Raw genomic sequence first — 14,797 nt, forward strand, 5'->3', positions numbered from 1 at the left:
GTAGTGACTACAGATTGTTAAATGACCTTGTGACCAGACAAGGGAATTGAGCATGAGCAAATGCAACGTCGGAGACTGCGGTTGTGCCTCCGTACCGCGATCGCCGGGCGACTCTTCCGCCAACGCCCCCCAGTGGAAGCCATCGCGTCTCGACGACGTCGACTGCCCCACCGACGCGGCGCTGGTCCGCAACAACCTGGAGCCCCTCGACGGCGTGACGGGACTCGATCTTGCGCTGACACTGCGCACGTTGGACGTGAGCGATCACATGCACTCACCGGCCGCGGTCGACGCGGCCTTGGCGGCCAGCGGCGAGCTGGCACCACGCATCGAGATAACCAGCGCCCCGCTGCGCACGACGCTCACGATCGCCGGCATGGACTGCCCCACCGAGGAGGCGTTGATCCGGAGCAAGCTCGCCGGCATGGTCGAAGTGGCGGCGCTCGATTTCAACCTCGTCCAGCGTCGCCTGAGCGTGACGCATCGTCCGGGGGCATTGGACGCGGTCCTCGGCGCCCTAAAAGCCATTGGTCTCGAGGCGAAGGTCGAAGCCGGGGGTACGGAGAGCGCTGCGCCTCCGGCCAGATCCGCACCGATGACCCACCGGTGGCCAATGGTTCTGGCGGGAGTCACCGCAACATTGGCCGAGGGGGTGTATTGGCTCAACGGCGGCGACCACTGGATCGTACTGGCGCTCGCACTCGTGTCGATCCTCAGTGGCGGCCTGTCGACCTACAAGAAAGGCTGGATCGCCCTCAGGCATCGCAACCTCAACATCAACGCACTCATGTCGATTGCCGTGACCGGCGCGATGCTCATCGGACACTGGCCCGAAGCGGCAATGGTGATGTTCCTCTTCACGCTAGCCGAGGTAATCGAAGCAAAATCGCTGGACAGGGCGCGCGACGCGATCCGCGGCCTGATGGAACTCGCGCCCGACACCGCGACCGTGCGCCAGGGCGATGGAAGCTGGGTGGCCATGCCGGCCACGGCGGTGCCCTTGGAGGCCGTGGTACGCATACGTCCGGGTGAGCGGATCGCGCTCGACGGCGTGGTGATCAGCGGACGTTCTACGGTGAATCAGGCGCCCATCACCGGCGAGAGCCTGCCGGTCGATAAGGCCGAGGGCGACAACGTGTTCGCCGGAACGATCAATGAAGCGGGATCGCTGGAATATCGCGTGACGGCCGAGGCGAGCCATTCCACCCTGGCCCGCATCATCCACGCGGTCGAATCGGCCCAGGGTAGCCGCGCGCCCACCCAGCGCTTCGTTGACCAGTTCGCCCGGATCTACACGCCCGCCGTGTTCGCCGTCGCGCTGCTGGTGGCGAGCGTGCCGCCGCTGGCTTTCGGCGGTGCATGGATGGACTGGATCTACAAGGCCTTGGTGCTGCTGGTGATTGCCTGTCCGTGCGCACTGGTGATCTCGACGCCGGTCACGATCGTCAGCGGTCTCGCCGCGGCCGCCCGCAAGGGCATTCTGGTGAAAGGCGGCGTGTATCTCGAAGAGGGACACAAGCTCGCCACGCTGGCGCTCGACAAGACCGGCACGATTACGCACGGCAAACCCGCCCAGACGGACTTCATGGTGTTGAGCGGCGACGCGAACCAGGCCCATATCCTGGCGGGAAGTCTCGCCGTACGCTCGGATCACCCAGTCTCGCTGGCGATCGCCCGCGCCGCAGTCGAAATGGGATGGGTGTTACGCGAGGTGGCCGATTTCGCCGCCATTCCGGGCCGCGGTGTGCGTGGCAGCATTGATGGTCATGTCTATCAACTTGGCAATCATCGACTGATTGAGGAACTCGAGCTGTGTTCGCCCGAGATCGAAAAGACGCTCGACATGCTTGAGCGTCAAGGCAAGACGGCGGTGCTGTTGGCGGACCAGACCGGGGTGCTGGCGATCTTCGCAGTCGCCGACACGCTGCGCGAGACGAGCCGTCAGGCCATCGCCGATCTGCATTCCCTGGGCGTGAAGACGCTGATGCTCACCGGCGATAACGCCCATACGGCCGAAGCGATCGCCCGCGCGGTGGGTATCGACGAAGCAAGGGGCAACCTGCTGCCCGAAGACAAACTCAGCACCATCGAATCGTTGCTGGCGCACCCGAAGGGGGGCAAGGTCGGCATGGTCGGCGACGGCATTAACGACGCGCCCGCGCTGGCCCGCGCGGACATCGGCTTCGCGATGGGAGCGGCGGGCACGGACACCGCGATCGAGACCGCGGACGTGGCGTTGATGGACGACGACCTGCGCAAGATCCCCGCCTTCGTGCGCCTGTCGCAGGCCACATCCGATGTACTGATCCAGAACATTGTGGTGGCGCTTGGCATCAAGGCGGTGTTTCTTCTGCTGACCATGACCGGGCAAGCCACGATGTGGATGGCAGTATTCGCGGACATGGGGGCGAGTTTGCTGGTCGTGGCAAATGGACTGCGCTTGTTGCGGCGATAGGGGCGAAGACGTCCGAAGTTTTTCGGGTCGACAAGGCAAGGAGAGTGCGAAATGAAGAAGACGATCTTGATTGCAGCATTGGTAACCGCCTCCTTCTCGGCAGTGCCGGGGATGGCCCAGCAGACGGCGGCCCCGCCCGCGAAAGACGCTCAGGTTCGACAGCAGGCGCCCGACGTTGCCGAGTTCGACAAGCAAATGGCGCAGATGCAGCAGACCATGCAGCGGATGCAGGAGTAGATGGAGAAAATCCGCTAGACCCAGGATCCGCAGGAGCGACAGAAGCTGCTTCAGGAGCACTGGGAAACGATGCGCAACGGCATGGGAACGATGTACGGCATGTGGGGGCCGGGGATGATGGGCTGCTGTGCCGGCGGCCCGATGATGAGTGGGGGCATGAAGGGCGGCCCCATGATGGGCTGGCGCGGAATGGGAGACTACTACTCGAAACTCACTCCGGACCAGATGAAGCAGCGCCAGTACATGATGGATCGGTACATGGGCATGCAGCAGCAGATGATGGATCACATGATGCAGCATCAGAATTACATGTGGATACCGCCTTCTCGGTGAGGTGGATGGGTAGCCGGCCCCCGGTCTGCCGGCTTTGGCTTCAGGCCCAGTCGTTTCTGGTTGGGCTCCTTTCCCGACGGCGCTATCGACAAGCGCGTTCCCTGAAAACATTGCTGCATCATTACTGGAACTGAACCCGAATTGACCAAGATCGACCGATGCTTGCGGGGCAATACTCTATTTGGCACCGCCTGGTTTCTGATGCTTGCGTGTTTCGGGGTCAGTAGCGTCGCGACGCTCGGTACGCTCGCGCTCAGCGGAATCATGCAACTACCGTGTTGCGTACTGTGCCTGTATCAGCGGATCTTCCTGTTTCCCTTGGTTCCCGTATCTTTCGCGGGACTCATCATCTTCGACCGCCGGGTGGTGTACTTCGCACTCCCGTTAGCCGGTATCGGCTGGCTGCTCGCGGTTGTCCACCTGCTTCTGATTACGGAAACCATACCCGCGGCAGAGGCATTCAAGTCCTGCATCCAGGGCATACGCGACTCAAAGCTACAAGCCAATATGTGGTTCGGTTTCGAGACGATTCCACTGTTGTCGACGGTGGCGTTTTCCGTCATCGGCGCACTGTTGGTCGCGGCGCACTTCAAGAGCTCAAAATGAATACAAGCATTCGCATTGTCGCGCACCTCTTTGTCCTGGCACTGATGGGTACGCCAGCCCTTGGATGACCGTATTCACCGACAGGCGGGCAGGCCTGCTGGTGGTGGCGAACGAATTGCGGTCATTGCCGAATAAGATCGCGAACCCCGTGAGGCGTTGCCAATCTCGTAGAGCGAGGAGACGGTCTTGATCGCAGCATGGCTTGCCGCGCCACACCGACAGCCGCTCCTAAATTCCCCCCGACGGCTGCAGCGCAATGACCGCCATGCCGGCCAGTGCGATGGCCGCACCTGCGATATCCCAGCGCGTCAGCAGCACGCCATCGATGAACCGCAGCCACAGCAAGGCAACGGCGATGTACATGCCCCCATACGCCGCATAAGTTCGTCCAGCTGCGGTCGGATGCAGCGTCAGCAGCCAGGCGAACAGTGCCAGGGACAGCGCAGCCGGGATCAATAGCCAGGCGGTCTTGCCCTGCTTCAGCACCAGGAACGGCAGATAGCAGCCAATGATCTCGGCGAGCGCCGTGACCGCGAACAGCGCGCTCAATCTTGCCAGTTCGATCATGGGCGCCCCTGCAACGAAGCGATGAGCGGGCAGGTTACCGCCCCATGTGACGATCCGCAGCGGGTAACCAACTGGCTCAGCACCGCCTCGATGTTGCGCAGATCAGCGAGTCTCACTCGCACGTCCCCCAGTTTGCGCTCGGCGAGGCTGCGCGCCTCGTCGCAATGGGCGCCGTCCTCCAGTTTCAGCAGTTCGCCTACTTCATCCAGCGAAAAGCCGAGCCTTTGTGCAGATTTGATAAAGCGCACGCGGGCAAGGTCGTCGTCGGAGTAGCGGCGAATGCTGCTGCGCGGCCGCTCAGGTTCGGGAAGCAGGCCCTTGCGCTGGTAGAAACGGATGGTCTCGACGCCGACGCCTGCCGCCTCTGCCAGAACGCCGATGGTGAAACCGGCGCAGAGGGTTTTCATCATGCTTGACTCCGTACTTAAGTACGGAAGTAAGCTTACACCATGCACCCGAAAAGCTCGATCGAGACTCTCCCGCGCCGTGACGGGCGCGGCAGCCTGCTCACCGGCGGTGTGGCGGCCATCCTGGCTTCCGCCTGTTGCTTGGGGCCATTGGTGCTGCTTGCGCTCGGCTTCTCCGGTGCATGGATTGGTACGCTGACTGCGCTCGAACCCTATCGCCCGCTGTTCATCGCACTGGCCGTGGTGTCGTTGGTGCTGGCCTGGCGACGCATCTGGCGACCAGTCGTTGCGTGCCCGCCAGGCGCAGGGTGCGCGCTCCCGCCGGTCAACCGGCTGTACAAGCGGCTGTTCGCGGTCGTGGCCGTGCTGGTGCTGGTCGCGCTGGTTTTTCCCACCATGGCGCCCTGGTTCTACTGAGAGGAGATCCGCACGTGAGAATACGTCCGCTGGTGCTGGCATGGTTGGCCACGTTCGCCCTGCCGGCATGGGCGGCATCCACGACGGTCACGCTGTCCGTGCCGACGATGGACTGTCCGGTCTGCCCGATCACCCTCAAGAAAGCGCTGAGCAAGGTTGCCGGAGTGGAGGCGGTCACGGTGAGCCTCGACCGGCGCGAAGCTATCGTCACCTTCGACGACGTCAAGACCACTGTCGAGGCGCTGACCCGCGCCACGCGGGACGCGGGTTATCCGTCGGGCCTCACGGAGCGCAAGCCATGAGCGGGATCGATCTCGAATCGACGCTGTCCTGTCCGTCCTGCGGTCACGCGAAGACAGAAACGATGCCGACGGACGCCTGCCAGTGGTTCTATGAGTGCGAGCGGTGCCACACCGTATTCAGGCCGCTGCCAGGTGACTGCTGCGTGTTTTGCTCGTACGGCACCGTGCCTTGCCCACCGGTTCAGGCGCTCGGCCGCCCGCGTACCCCCAGGGGCATCAGCCACTCTCGCCCGACAGACTGAAGCCGATTGTCGTCCTGCCGGCCGACGACTGGGCGAAGGTGTTACCACCATGCATACGTGCGATCGCCGCGACGATCGACAATCCAAGGCCGTGATTGAAGTCCCCGTGTTCGCGCGCCAAATCCGCCCGATAGAAGCGGTCGAAAAGACGGGGCAGATCCTGCGCAGGAATCACTGGACCGACGTTGCTGACGGATAACCGTACGGCGCCGGCGGTGCCCGGCTCGATAGCCACGTCGATGACAGACCCCCGCTCGGCGAACCGGGTGGCATTGGCGAGGAGATTCGATAGTGCCCGCCGCAACAAGGGTGCATCGAATGCACCACTACTGTCCCCACGCACGCGAACGCTCACGCCGGCTTCCTGCAGCGCGGCATCGTGGAACTCGACCACCTCCGCAGCAACCCCGGCAAGCCTGCCAACAGGCTGCCGGCGGGCACGTTCGCCCCGATCCGCTTTCGACAGGAACAGCATGTCATTGACGAGACCCGCCAGGCGATGCAGGTCCTCGAGGTTTGATCCCAGCACGTCCCGCAACTCGGGAATGCCGCGTTCGCGGCTCAGGACGAGTTCGGTCTCGCCGATCAGTGTCGCCAGCGGCGTGCGCAGTTCATGGGCGACGTCCGCATTGAAGCCTTCCAGTTGCCGGTATGCGTTGTCCAGCCGCACAAGCAGCGCGTTGAACTGCGCGACCAGCGGCTGCAGTTCCTGCGCCTGCGCGGAGCCGTCCAGCGGCTGTCCGACATTTTCCGGACTGAGCGCGGCCGCTTGCCGAGCCAGGTCGCGAACAGGCAACAGCGCGCGCCGCACGAGCCACGCCCCCCCGCCGGAGACGAGCACGGCGCCGGCCAGCGCACTCGCCAGTAGCGTCCACGCCAGTTGCCTCAGCAATTGGGCATCGGAACTGCTGTCGAGCGCCAATTCGGCACGCAGCACGACTGCGCCCGACCACGGTGAAGGGATCTCGAATTTAACCCGACGCAGGTTCGCGGGGGGCTCGGGGGCCGGTGGCGTCATGTAGAGGAGCGTCTCGGCGTCCGCGGTCAGCCGCAGTTTGAGGTCGGCGTGGCCGATGAAGAAATCGTCGAGTTTGTGACGTAGGCTCGGCAGGTCCTCCGGCGTCGCGATCTCGCGGACAAGGTGGCGGATCACGTCCTGCTTGTGCCGCAGCTCCTCAGCCTGCCTGGCGGAAAAGTTGAGGCTGGTGGCCACATACACGACGGCGCAGACGAATCCGAGCCCGATGAAGGTCTGCACGGCAAGCCACCATGACAGCCAACGGCCAAGCGAACGCGAATTACGCATCCTCAGGGCTCCCGGTCTTCCAGGACGTAGCCCATGCCGCGCACGGTGTGCAGCAACTTCCTCGCGAAGGGGTCATCGAGCTTGCTGCGCAGGCGGCGCACGGCAACCTCCACAACATTCGTATTGCTGTCGAAGTTCATGTCCCACACCTGCTCGGCCAGCGCGGTGCGCGACAGCACCTGTCCGTGCCGACGCAAGAGCAAGGTCAGCAGCGTGAATTCCTTGGCCGTCAGATCGAGCCGCTGCCCGGAGCGCGACGCCTTGCGCCGCACCAGATCGAGTTCGAGGTCGGCCAGGCTGAGGACCGTGAGATCCTGACCGGCCGTCGGAATGGCGCCACGCCGCAACAGCGCGTGTACGCGTGCGAGCAGTTCGGACAGGGCGAAAGGTTTTACGAGATAGTCATCCGCCCCCGCCTGCAGCCCCTTCACGCGATCCTCCACCTTGTCCCGCGCGGTGAGCATCAGCACCGGTACGTGCTTGTCGCGCCGCATTTCGCGCAGGACGGCGAAACCATCCAGGCCCGGCAGCATGACATCGAGCAGGACGAGATCGTAATGCCCTTCGATCGCGAGGTAGCGCCCCTCGGTGCCGCTGTGGGCGACATCCACGACGTAGCTGCTCTCGGTCAGCGCCTTGCGCAGGTATTCGGCGAGCTTCGGCTCATCTTCGACGACCAGGATTTTCATGCGCGAATTATCGCGAAGAGCGCAGTGCGGCGACATTACGAATTCGTAATCGGGCTGTTCGCGATTCGACGTGGACGGTTTTCTACAGTACGTCCCGTGTCCGGCCGGACTGCAACGGACGTTGCCCGAGCCGGACCGTCCCCTGCATCGACGAAAGGAAGCCCATCATGTCCAAGATCCGTACCGCCACCCTCGTGCCCTTGCTCGCCGCCGTCCTCGCCGCGCCGACCGCGGCACTTGCCGGTTCGCTGTGGCACCCCGCCAACAATGAAGCCGGTTTCACCTTTCATCCCGACCATTCCACAAGCACCAAGACGCGCACCGAAGTGCTGAAGGAACTCGAAGAGGCGAAAGCCGATGGCAGCTACTCGTACCTGCTGCGCGGCCTGCCCCCGCCTTCCCGCGACGTCGGACCGGGCAAAACCCGCGAAGAGGTGATCAACGAGCTGCTGAGCATGACGCCCGAGGAGCGGGCACGCATGGACGAGCTCTATGGTGACAATTGACGCGGTGGAGATATGCGCGCGGGCCGGATGCCACGCAACACGTGACATCGCATGGCCCCACGCAGTCTCGCCGTGAGTCCTCAGCAGTCCAGTCCCCATTTTCATTTTCTTTCCTCTTGCCGCTACAATGCGCCGCATGCGCCGCTGGCTTGCGATTCTCTTCATGGTGTTCCTGCCGCTCCAACTGGGTTGGGCCGCGGTGAGCGCCTACTGCCAGCACGAGTCGGGGGCGGCGGCGAACCACCTGGGTCATCATGACCACCAGCATCAGGCCGCGGCTGGCGACGAGCCCGGATCGAAAGCAGCAGGAACCGATTTCGATTGCAGCTTCTGCCAGGCGGCGACTTGCACCGCACTGCCGAGCGATGTGGGAGCGTCATCGACCGACATCCTGACTTCCCTCGCCATCGCCTCCACTCCGATGGGGTTGCTCCCGGGACATCCCTCCGAGCCCGAACGTCCGAAATGGGGCCTCCCTGCCTGATCGGCAGGGTGGTCGCTTTCATTCTCTTTCCGGCAGTTTCACCGTTATGAACGGTATTGCCGCGCGTCCATTGCGATCGAGCTGATCGCGCCTTGCCGATTTTCCGTGTCTCGTCATCAACGGAGAATTGGATGTTTCGAAGAATTCGCATCAACTGGCTGCCGGGGCTGCTGCTCGGACTCGCGGCCAGTGGGGCGTGGGCACAAGCCACGCCCCCCGCATCACCGGTCGTAACAACGCTCCAACAGGCATTCAACGCTGCGTGGGCGCGTCAACCCGAAGCCCAGTCGTTTGACATGCGCCGGACGGCTGCGCAGGCGCGACGTGAGAGCGCCGACAACTGGTCGGCCGAACCGCTGGCACTCGAAGTATCGGGCAAGACCGACCAAATCCACCGCAACGACGGCAGCCGTGAATACGAGATCGGTCTCGCGGCGCCGCTGTGGTTGCCCGGCGAACGTGCATCGACCGCGGCCCTTGCCGATGCCGAAGTGCGCACGAGTACGAGCCGCACGCTTGCGGCACAACTGCGCACGGCCGCTGCGGTTCGGGCCGCGTACTGGGATTGGCAGCGCGCGCGGATCGATGTCCTGGTCGCACGCGAGCGGCTTGCCAGCGCCCGCGAACTCACCTCGGATGTATCGAAACGGGTTCGGGCCGGCGATCTCGCACGGGCCGACCAGCATCAGGCGGACGGAGCGCTCGCGACCGCAGAAGCGGCGCTCGCCGAAGCCAGCGGCGCGCTCGCGGGTGCGGAACAGCAGTTGCGCGCCCTGATAGGCATGGCACCTGCGCTTGCTGGCGAAGGGCTCGCCGTGGCCGAAGCAGAGCCCGTCCCTGCCACCCCCTCTGCACCAGAAGTGGGGCATCCTGCTGTCGCCGAACTACGCGATCGGGCGGAGCTTGCCCAACGCAGCATGAACCTCGCCGGGATTCAGGGCCGCGCCAATCCCGAGTTGCGTCTGGCGACGACGCGCGAGCGTGGCGCATCCGGCGAATCCTGGCAACAGACGGTGACGATCGGCGTACGCATTCCGTTCGGGTCCGATACCCGCAACCGCGCCCGCGTTGCCAGCGCCAGTGCCGAGGCGATCGAAGCCGAAACCCAGCTGAGGCTGGAACGCGAACGCCTGACGGCCGAAGTGGATACGGCGCGCGTCCGGGTCGAATCGGCGCGCACCCTGGTCGCCTCTGCCGAGCGGCGCGCGCAGTTGGCCCGCGAGTCGCGCGGCTTCTTCCAGAAGGCGTTCCGCCTCGGCGAAACCGATCTGCCGACCCGCCTGCGCATCGAACTCGAGGCCGCCGAAGCCGAGCGTCAGGTGGCGCGCACCCGCATCGAACTGGCCGCGGCCGTATCCGCGCTGCGGCAGGCCATGGGCCTTCTTCCCGAATGAACACCAGGAACCCGAACATGAAACCTTCCCCTACCCTGGCGGCGTGGAGTCTTGCCGCCGTCCTTGCGGGCTTCACGCCTCAGGCCTTGGCCGGCGAAGGCCACGACCACGGTGACGCCCCGGCGCCCATGGCCGGCCCGGCGCTACCGCGATTCACCGCCGTTTCGGAGCTCTTCGAGCTGGTCGGCGTGGTCGATGGCGAGAACATCACCCTCTATCTCGACCGCTTCGCCGACAACAGCCCGGTCAAGGACGCGACGCTGGAGCTGCAACTCGACGGCAAGGCGATTTCCGTCGAGCCACATGCCGACGGCGAGTTCGAAGCCACGCTGCAGGATGCACTCAAACCGGGCGTCGTGTCCGTGACCGCCACGGTCGTGGCCGGACAAGACACCGACCTCCTTGCCGGCGAGCTGGATCTGCATGAAGAGGCCACCGAGGTGCACGCCGAATCGGCCGGACCAGGCGTGAAACCCTACGCGGGATGGGTGGGCGCCGGCGTTCTCGTTCTTGGACTCGTCGGCTGGGCCGCGCTGCGCAAGGGAAACGCCCGCACCCGTTCGGCCGGAGGTGTCGCATGAAACCGGGAATTCTGTTGGTCATGCTGTGCCTTGTTACGGCAAGTGCATCGTGGAACGCATTCGCTGGCGACGGGCACGATCACGGCGACGAAGGCTCCGCGCCCGTCGGAGGCAACGGTCCGCGACGCTTGCCCGACGGCAGCGTATTCCTGCCCAAGCCGGCACAACGCCAGATCGGCGTGCGCACGCTGGTCACGGAAGCCGGCAACCTGCCGCGCACAGTGACGCTGGCTGGCAAAGTGGTGATGGACCCCAACGCGGGCGGAAAGGTGCAGGCGCTGGTCGCCGGCCGCCTCGAAGCCGGACCGCGCGGCTTGCCCGGGATCGGACAGGCGGTGAAGAAGGGCGAGGTGCTCGCGTACGTCGTGCCATCAGCGGGACAGATCGAGCGCTCGAACCAGATGGCCCAGCTCGCCGAATTGCGGGCTGCCAAAGTGCTCGCGGAAAAGCGCGTATCGCGGCTGAAGGAGCTCGCCGACACGGTGCCGCGCAAGGAGATCGAAGCGGCCGAGAGCGAACTCGCGAGTCTCGCGGCCCGCGCGACGGCGGTGGGTGCGGGGCTCAGCAATCGCGATGCGCTCGTGGCGCCCGTCGCGGGTGTGATCGCATCGAGCAACGCGGTCGCCGGGCAAGTCGTCGACGCGCGCGAACTGGTGTTCGAGATCGTCGATCCGAAACGGCTGCGCGTCGAGGCGCTGGCCTACGATGCCGACACCGCCATCGATGTCGCAGGCGCGAGCCTCGCGGTCGGCGAGCAACGCGTGAGACTCGACTTTCTCGGCGCGGCGCGCAGTCTGCGCGAGCAGGCGCTGCCGCTCGCTTTCGGTGCGGCGGGCGATTCCTTGGCGCGTTTCGCTGTCGGGCAACCGGTCGAGGTGTTCGTGCAAACGCGCAGCACACTGCAGGGCGTCAGCGTGCCCGCGGGATCGGTGCTGAAGAACCCGGCGAACCAGACCATCGTGTGGGTCAAGACCGCGCCGGAGCGCTTCGAGCCCCGCACCGTCACGACCGCGCCGCTCGACGGGGCGAATGTGGCGGTGACGTCGGGCCTCGCGGCCGGGGAGCGCGTCGCCACAAACGCGGCCACCCTGATCAACCAGATCCGCTGACGGGGAGCCCGACCGATGTTCAAGTGGCTACTCGACAATAGTCTCGGCAACCGGCTGCTGGTGATCATCGCCAGCCTGGTGCTGATGGCCTACGGCGCATTCACGCTCACACGCACGCCCGTGGACGTGTTCCCGGACCTCAACAAGCCGACGGTCACGATCATGACCGAATCCGGCGGCATGGCGGCGGAGGAAGTCGAACAACTCATCACCTTCCCGCTCGAAACGACGATGAACGGCCTGCCCGGCGTGGAGGCCGTGCGCTCCATCTCCAGCGCGGGGCTGTCCTTCGTTTATGTGACCTTCGACTGGAGCACGGAGATCTTCCGAGCCAGGCAGATGGTGTCGGAGCGCCTGTCCGCGATGGAGGAAGGACTGCCGGAGGACGTGATTCCACGCATGGGACCGATCAGCTCCGTGATGGGCGAAATCATGCAGATCGCGATCCCGATCGACACCGCGAAGATCTCGCCGATGCAGGTGCGCGAATACGCGGACTGGGTGCTGCGTCCGCGTCTCATGGCCATCCCCGGCATCGCGCAGGTCATCCCGATCGGCGGTGAAGTACGGCAGTTCCAGGTGCAGCCGGATACGCGACGCATGGCGGAACTCGGCATTGCGCTGGAACAGATGGAAGCGGCGATCCGCGGCTTCTCGTCGAACACCTCGGGCGGCTTTCTCGAGCTCACCGGCCGCGAATACCTGATCCGCAACCTCGGACGCACCTCGAATCTGGAGGATCTGAAGAATCTCGCGATTACCGCACGCGACGGTCAGCCGATCCTGATGCGCCAGATCGCGGCCGTGACCTTTGCCCCGGCGCTGCGACGTGGCGATGCGGGATTCGAGGGCAAACCGGCGGTCATCCTCGGCATCCAGAAGCAGCCGACCGCGGACACCATCCACCTCACCCGCTCGATCGAGGCCGCGCTCGACGAAATGAAGAAATCGTTGCCGACTGGCATGGATGCGCCGGTGGTGACTTTCCGTCAGGCGAGCTTCATCGAGGCGTCGATCGGCACGCTCCAGGGCAAGCTGATTGGCGCGTCCGTGTTCGTAGCGGCGATCCTGTTCTTCTTCCTTGGCACGCTGCGGCCGACGGTGATTGCGCTCACTGCGATCCCCGTGTCGATCTTCATGACGGCGCTGGTATTCAAGTATTTCGGCCTGTCGATCAACACCATGACCCTCGGGGGGTTGGCGATCGCGATCGGCGGCCTCGTTGATGATGCGGTGGTCGGCGTCGAGAACGTGCTGCGCCGGCTCAAGGAAGAGCGGGTCAAGCATCCCGATCACCGGCTCCACCCTATCGAACTCGTCGCGCACGCGACGATGGAAGTGCGCTCGGCCATCCTCTACGCGACGATCATCATCGTGCTGGTGTTCCTGCCGTTGTTCGCGTTGCCAGGTATGGAGGGGCGGCTTTTCGTGCCGCTCGGTATCGCGTTTATCGTCTCGACGCTGGCGTCGCTGGTCGTGTCGGTGACGGTGACCCCGGTCCTGTCCTTCTATCTGCTGCCGCGCATGAAGTCGCTTGAACACGGCGACACGCGCCTGCTAGCGTGGCTCAAAATGCGTTATCGCAGCACGCTGCAGGGGGTGCTCGATCGGCCCAAGGCGGCCGTGACTGCAGGAGCGATGGCCGTCCTGATTGCTGCGGTGGCCGTGCCGTTCTTCCCGACCACGTTTCTGCCGCCCTTCAACGAAGGCACCCTGCTGATTGGCATGCGGCTCAACCCAGGGGTCACGCTCGCCGAGTCGACCGCGCTCGCGCAACAGGCGGAGGTGCTCGTGAAACAGGTGCCCGAAGTCACGCACGTTGGTCGCCGCAGCGGACGTGCGGAACTCGATGAACATGCCGAAGGCGTGCACGTCAGCGAACTCGATGTCGGGCTCAAACCAGCATCTGAACTCACCCGCTCGATGGGTGAGATCGCTGCCGACATCCGCGCGCGGCTCGTGAACCTGCCCGCTGCGATCGCGATCGGTCAGCCGATCTCGCACCGCATCGACCACATGCTCTCGGGCGTGCGTTCGCAGATCGCGATCAAGATCTTCGGCGAGGATCTCGATACGCTGCGAGGCCAGGCTGATGCGCTGCGGGCGCGGCTCGCCGGCATTCCCGGTCTCGCCGATCTGGAAATCGAGAAGCAGGTGCTCGCACCGCAGATCAAGGTCCGCATCGACTATGCGGCGGCGGCACGTTACGGGGTGCCGGCACCGCAGATTCTCGCCGCGCTGCAGAACCTCGTCGAAGGCGAGAAAGTCACCCAGATCGTCGAAGGCGGACGGCGTTTCGCGCTGGTCGTGCGCCTGCCCGAGTCGGCGCGTTCGGTCGAGGGGCTCGCGCAGATTCTCATCGAAACGCCGACCGGGCATGTCCCGCTGTCGAAACTCGCGTCCATCGAGGATGGCGACGGGCCGAACCAGGTGAGCCGCGACGACGGCAAGCGCCGCATCGTGCTGTCGGCCAACGCGCAGCAGCGCCCGCTGTCGGAGATCGTCGAGGACATCCGCGCCGTGGTGGCCGACATGAAGCTGCCGGAGGGCTATTTCATTACGCTGGGCGGGCAGTTCCAGGCGCAGGAAGAAGCCTCGCGCCTCGTGGGACTGCTCTCGATCGTGTCGCTCGTGCTGATGTTTGTCGTGCTCTACAGCCGCTACAAGTCCGTACGGCTCTCGGTGCTGATCATGGCCAACATCCCGCTCGCGTTGGTTGGTGCGGTAATCGGCCTGTGGATCTCCGGCCAGCCGCTGTCGGTCGCAGCGCTCATCGGCTTCATCACGCTCGCCGGTATCTCGGTGCGTAACGGCATCCTGAAGGTCAGCCACTACATCAACCTGATGCGCATCGAAGGCGAAGGTTTCGATCACGCAATGATCCTGCGCGGCTCGCTGGAACGTCTCTCCCCGGTGCTGATGACCGCCCTGGTCACCGCCTTCGCGCTAGCCCCGCTGCTGTTCGAGGCCGAACGCCCGGGCACCGAGATCCTGCATCCGGTCGCCGTGGTGATCTTCTCCGGGCTCATCAGCTCGACGCTGCTCGATACCTTCCTCACCCCGGCGATGTTCTGGCTCTTCGGTCGCCGCGACGTCGAGCGCCTGCTCAACGACCGCAATGCCGAAGCGTTTTAACGCTGATGCGCCTACACAATCGAATCC

At 64.7% G+C, this 14,797-nt stretch carries 17 protein-coding genes; 13 read left to right on the forward strand and 4 right to left on the reverse strand.

Features of this window, described 5'->3' with window-relative positions; all coding sequences use genetic code 11:
* The first annotated feature begins 52 nt into the window (after positions 1 to 52).
* The 4 genes from U5817_RS11555 to U5817_RS11570 all read left to right on the forward strand — a co-directional run bounded on the left by U5817_RS11555 (position 53) and on the right by U5817_RS11570 (position 3,631).
* Complete coding sequence (locus U5817_RS11555; protein ID WP_018992701.1) at positions 53 to 2,455, forward strand: heavy metal translocating P-type ATPase; 2,403 nt, start codon at positions 53 to 55, stop codon at positions 2,453 to 2,455.
* A gap of 51 nt (positions 2,456 to 2,506) precedes the next feature.
* Positions 2,507 to 2,692, forward strand: a complete 186-nt coding sequence (locus U5817_RS11560) for a hypothetical protein (protein ID WP_407280858.1) — start codon at positions 2,507 to 2,509, stop codon at positions 2,690 to 2,692.
* 81 nt (positions 2,693 to 2,773) lie between these two features.
* Positions 2,774 to 3,025, forward strand: coding sequence for a hypothetical protein (locus tag U5817_RS11565; RefSeq protein WP_232429036.1), 252 nt, complete (start codon positions 2,774 to 2,776; stop codon positions 3,023 to 3,025).
* A 141-nt stretch (positions 3,026 to 3,166) separates the two neighbouring features.
* On the forward strand, positions 3,167 to 3,631 hold the full coding sequence (locus U5817_RS11570; protein ID WP_018992698.1) for a disulfide bond formation protein B: 465 nt from the start codon (positions 3,167 to 3,169) through the stop codon (positions 3,629 to 3,631).
* A gap of 228 nt (positions 3,632 to 3,859) precedes the next feature.
* Here U5817_RS11570 and U5817_RS11575 read toward each other — a convergent pair whose 3' ends face one another.
* Positions 3,860 to 4,198 carry a YnfA family protein gene (locus tag U5817_RS11575; RefSeq protein WP_018992697.1) on the reverse strand — a complete coding sequence of 113 codons (339 nt, stop codon included), beginning with the start codon at positions 4,196 to 4,198 and terminating at the stop codon, positions 3,860 to 3,862.
* Complete coding sequence (merR, locus tag U5817_RS11580; RefSeq protein WP_018992696.1) at positions 4,195 to 4,608, reverse strand: Hg(II)-responsive transcriptional regulator; 414 nt, start codon at positions 4,606 to 4,608, stop codon at positions 4,195 to 4,197. Before merR ends, U5817_RS11575 begins: the two co-directional genes overlap by 4 nt.
* 39 nt (positions 4,609 to 4,647) lie before the next feature.
* Between merR and merT the strand changes: the two genes are divergently transcribed.
* Genes merT through U5817_RS11595 form a run of 3 tightly spaced genes read left to right on the forward strand, consistent with a single transcriptional unit; the run spans position 4,648 to position 5,566 of the window.
* Entirely contained in the window at positions 4,648 to 5,022 is a 375-nt protein-coding gene (merT, locus tag U5817_RS11585) for a mercuric ion transporter MerT (protein WP_018992695.1), read from the forward strand.
* Between the two features lie 20 nt (positions 5,023 to 5,042).
* Positions 5,043 to 5,324: a mercury resistance system periplasmic binding protein MerP gene (merP, locus tag U5817_RS11590; protein ID WP_026296324.1), complete on the forward strand. Its 282-nt coding sequence runs from the start codon at positions 5,043 to 5,045 to the stop codon at positions 5,322 to 5,324.
* Positions 5,321 to 5,566, forward strand: a complete 246-nt coding sequence (locus U5817_RS11595; protein ID WP_084600602.1) for a GDCCVxC domain-containing (seleno)protein — start codon at positions 5,321 to 5,323, stop codon at positions 5,564 to 5,566. Before merP ends, U5817_RS11595 begins: the two co-directional genes overlap by 4 nt.
* On the opposite strand, the gene U5817_RS11600 is transcribed toward U5817_RS11595, so the two are convergent.
* Complete coding sequence (locus U5817_RS11600) at positions 5,541 to 6,872, reverse strand: heavy metal sensor histidine kinase (protein ID WP_018992693.1); 1,332 nt, start codon at positions 6,870 to 6,872, stop codon at positions 5,541 to 5,543. The two genes, U5817_RS11595 and U5817_RS11600, sit on opposite strands and share 26 nt — an antisense overlap.
* A 2-nt stretch (positions 6,873 to 6,874) precedes the next feature.
* A complete protein-coding gene (locus tag U5817_RS11605; RefSeq protein ID WP_018992692.1) occupies positions 6,875 to 7,561 on the reverse strand; it encodes a heavy metal response regulator transcription factor in 687 nt (228 codons plus the stop codon).
* Positions 7,562 to 7,728: 167 nt separating this feature from the next.
* Here U5817_RS11605 and U5817_RS11610 point away from each other — a divergent pair, with 167 nt between their 5' ends.
* From U5817_RS11610 to U5817_RS11635, 6 genes are all read left to right on the forward strand, one after another.
* Positions 7,729 to 8,067 carry a DUF4148 domain-containing protein gene (locus U5817_RS11610; RefSeq protein WP_018992691.1) on the forward strand — a complete coding sequence of 113 codons (339 nt, stop codon included), beginning with the start codon at positions 7,729 to 7,731 and terminating at the stop codon, positions 8,065 to 8,067.
* 136 nt (positions 8,068 to 8,203) lie between these two features.
* Positions 8,204 to 8,551: a hypothetical protein gene (locus U5817_RS11615; protein WP_026296323.1), complete on the forward strand. Its 348-nt coding sequence runs from the start codon at positions 8,204 to 8,206 to the stop codon at positions 8,549 to 8,551.
* Between the two features lie 131 nt (positions 8,552 to 8,682).
* A complete protein-coding gene (locus U5817_RS11620; RefSeq protein WP_026296322.1) occupies positions 8,683 to 9,945 on the forward strand; it encodes a TolC family protein in 1,263 nt (420 codons plus the stop codon).
* A 17-nt stretch (positions 9,946 to 9,962) separates the two neighbouring features.
* Positions 9,963 to 10,526, forward strand: coding sequence for a hypothetical protein (locus U5817_RS11625; RefSeq protein WP_026296321.1), 564 nt, complete (start codon positions 9,963 to 9,965; stop codon positions 10,524 to 10,526).
* Complete coding sequence (locus tag U5817_RS11630; protein WP_018992687.1) at positions 10,523 to 11,635, forward strand: efflux RND transporter periplasmic adaptor subunit; 1,113 nt, start codon at positions 10,523 to 10,525, stop codon at positions 11,633 to 11,635. Before U5817_RS11625 ends, U5817_RS11630 begins: the two co-directional genes overlap by 4 nt.
* 15 nt (positions 11,636 to 11,650) lie before the next feature.
* Positions 11,651 to 14,770 carry an efflux RND transporter permease subunit gene (locus U5817_RS11635; RefSeq protein ID WP_018992686.1) on the forward strand — a complete coding sequence of 1,040 codons (3,120 nt, stop codon included), beginning with the start codon at positions 11,651 to 11,653 and terminating at the stop codon, positions 14,768 to 14,770.
* The last annotated feature ends 27 nt before the right edge of the window (positions 14,771 to 14,797 follow it).

It is taken from the genome of Aromatoleum evansii, from assembly GCF_045689615.1.
Taxonomy (GTDB): Bacteria; Pseudomonadota; Gammaproteobacteria; order Burkholderiales; family Rhodocyclaceae; genus Aromatoleum; species Aromatoleum evansii.

What these genes read in the sequence shown, in the direction of transcription:
- U5817_RS11555 (WP_018992701.1), top strand. Translation starts at nt 53, where the DNA reads ATGAGCAAATGCAACGTCGGAGACTGCGGTTGTGCCTCCGTACCGCGA.
- U5817_RS11560 (WP_407280858.1), top strand. Translation starts at nt 2,507, where the DNA reads ATGAAGAAGACGATCTTGATTGCAGCATTGGTAACCGCCTCCTTCTCG.
- U5817_RS11565 (WP_232429036.1), top strand. Translation starts at nt 2,774, where the DNA reads ATGGGAACGATGTACGGCATGTGGGGGCCGGGGATGATGGGCTGCTGT.
- U5817_RS11575 (WP_018992697.1), bottom strand. Translation starts at nt 4,198, where the DNA reads ATGATCGAACTGGCAAGATTGAGCGCGCTGTTCGCGGTCACGGCGCTC.
- merR (WP_018992696.1), bottom strand. Translation starts at nt 4,608, where the DNA reads ATGATGAAAACCCTCTGCGCCGGTTTCACCATCGGCGTTCTGGCAGAG.
- merT (WP_018992695.1), top strand. Translation starts at nt 4,648, where the DNA reads ATGCACCCGAAAAGCTCGATCGAGACTCTCCCGCGCCGTGACGGGCGC.
- U5817_RS11595 (WP_084600602.1), top strand. Translation starts at nt 5,321, where the DNA reads ATGAGCGGGATCGATCTCGAATCGACGCTGTCCTGTCCGTCCTGCGGT.
- U5817_RS11600 (WP_018992693.1), bottom strand. Translation starts at nt 6,872, where the DNA reads ATGCGTAATTCGCGTTCGCTTGGCCGTTGGCTGTCATGGTGGCTTGCC.
- U5817_RS11605 (WP_018992692.1), bottom strand. Translation starts at nt 7,561, where the DNA reads ATGAAAATCCTGGTCGTCGAAGATGAGCCGAAGCTCGCCGAATACCTG.
- U5817_RS11610 (WP_018992691.1), top strand. Translation starts at nt 7,729, where the DNA reads ATGTCCAAGATCCGTACCGCCACCCTCGTGCCCTTGCTCGCCGCCGTC.
- U5817_RS11615 (WP_026296323.1), top strand. Translation starts at nt 8,204, where the DNA reads ATGCGCCGCTGGCTTGCGATTCTCTTCATGGTGTTCCTGCCGCTCCAA.
- U5817_RS11620 (WP_026296322.1), top strand. Translation starts at nt 8,683, where the DNA reads ATGTTTCGAAGAATTCGCATCAACTGGCTGCCGGGGCTGCTGCTCGGA.
- U5817_RS11625 (WP_026296321.1), top strand. Translation starts at nt 9,963, where the DNA reads ATGAAACCTTCCCCTACCCTGGCGGCGTGGAGTCTTGCCGCCGTCCTT.
- U5817_RS11630 (WP_018992687.1), top strand. Translation starts at nt 10,523, where the DNA reads ATGAAACCGGGAATTCTGTTGGTCATGCTGTGCCTTGTTACGGCAAGT.
- U5817_RS11635 (WP_018992686.1), top strand. Translation starts at nt 11,651, where the DNA reads ATGTTCAAGTGGCTACTCGACAATAGTCTCGGCAACCGGCTGCTGGTG.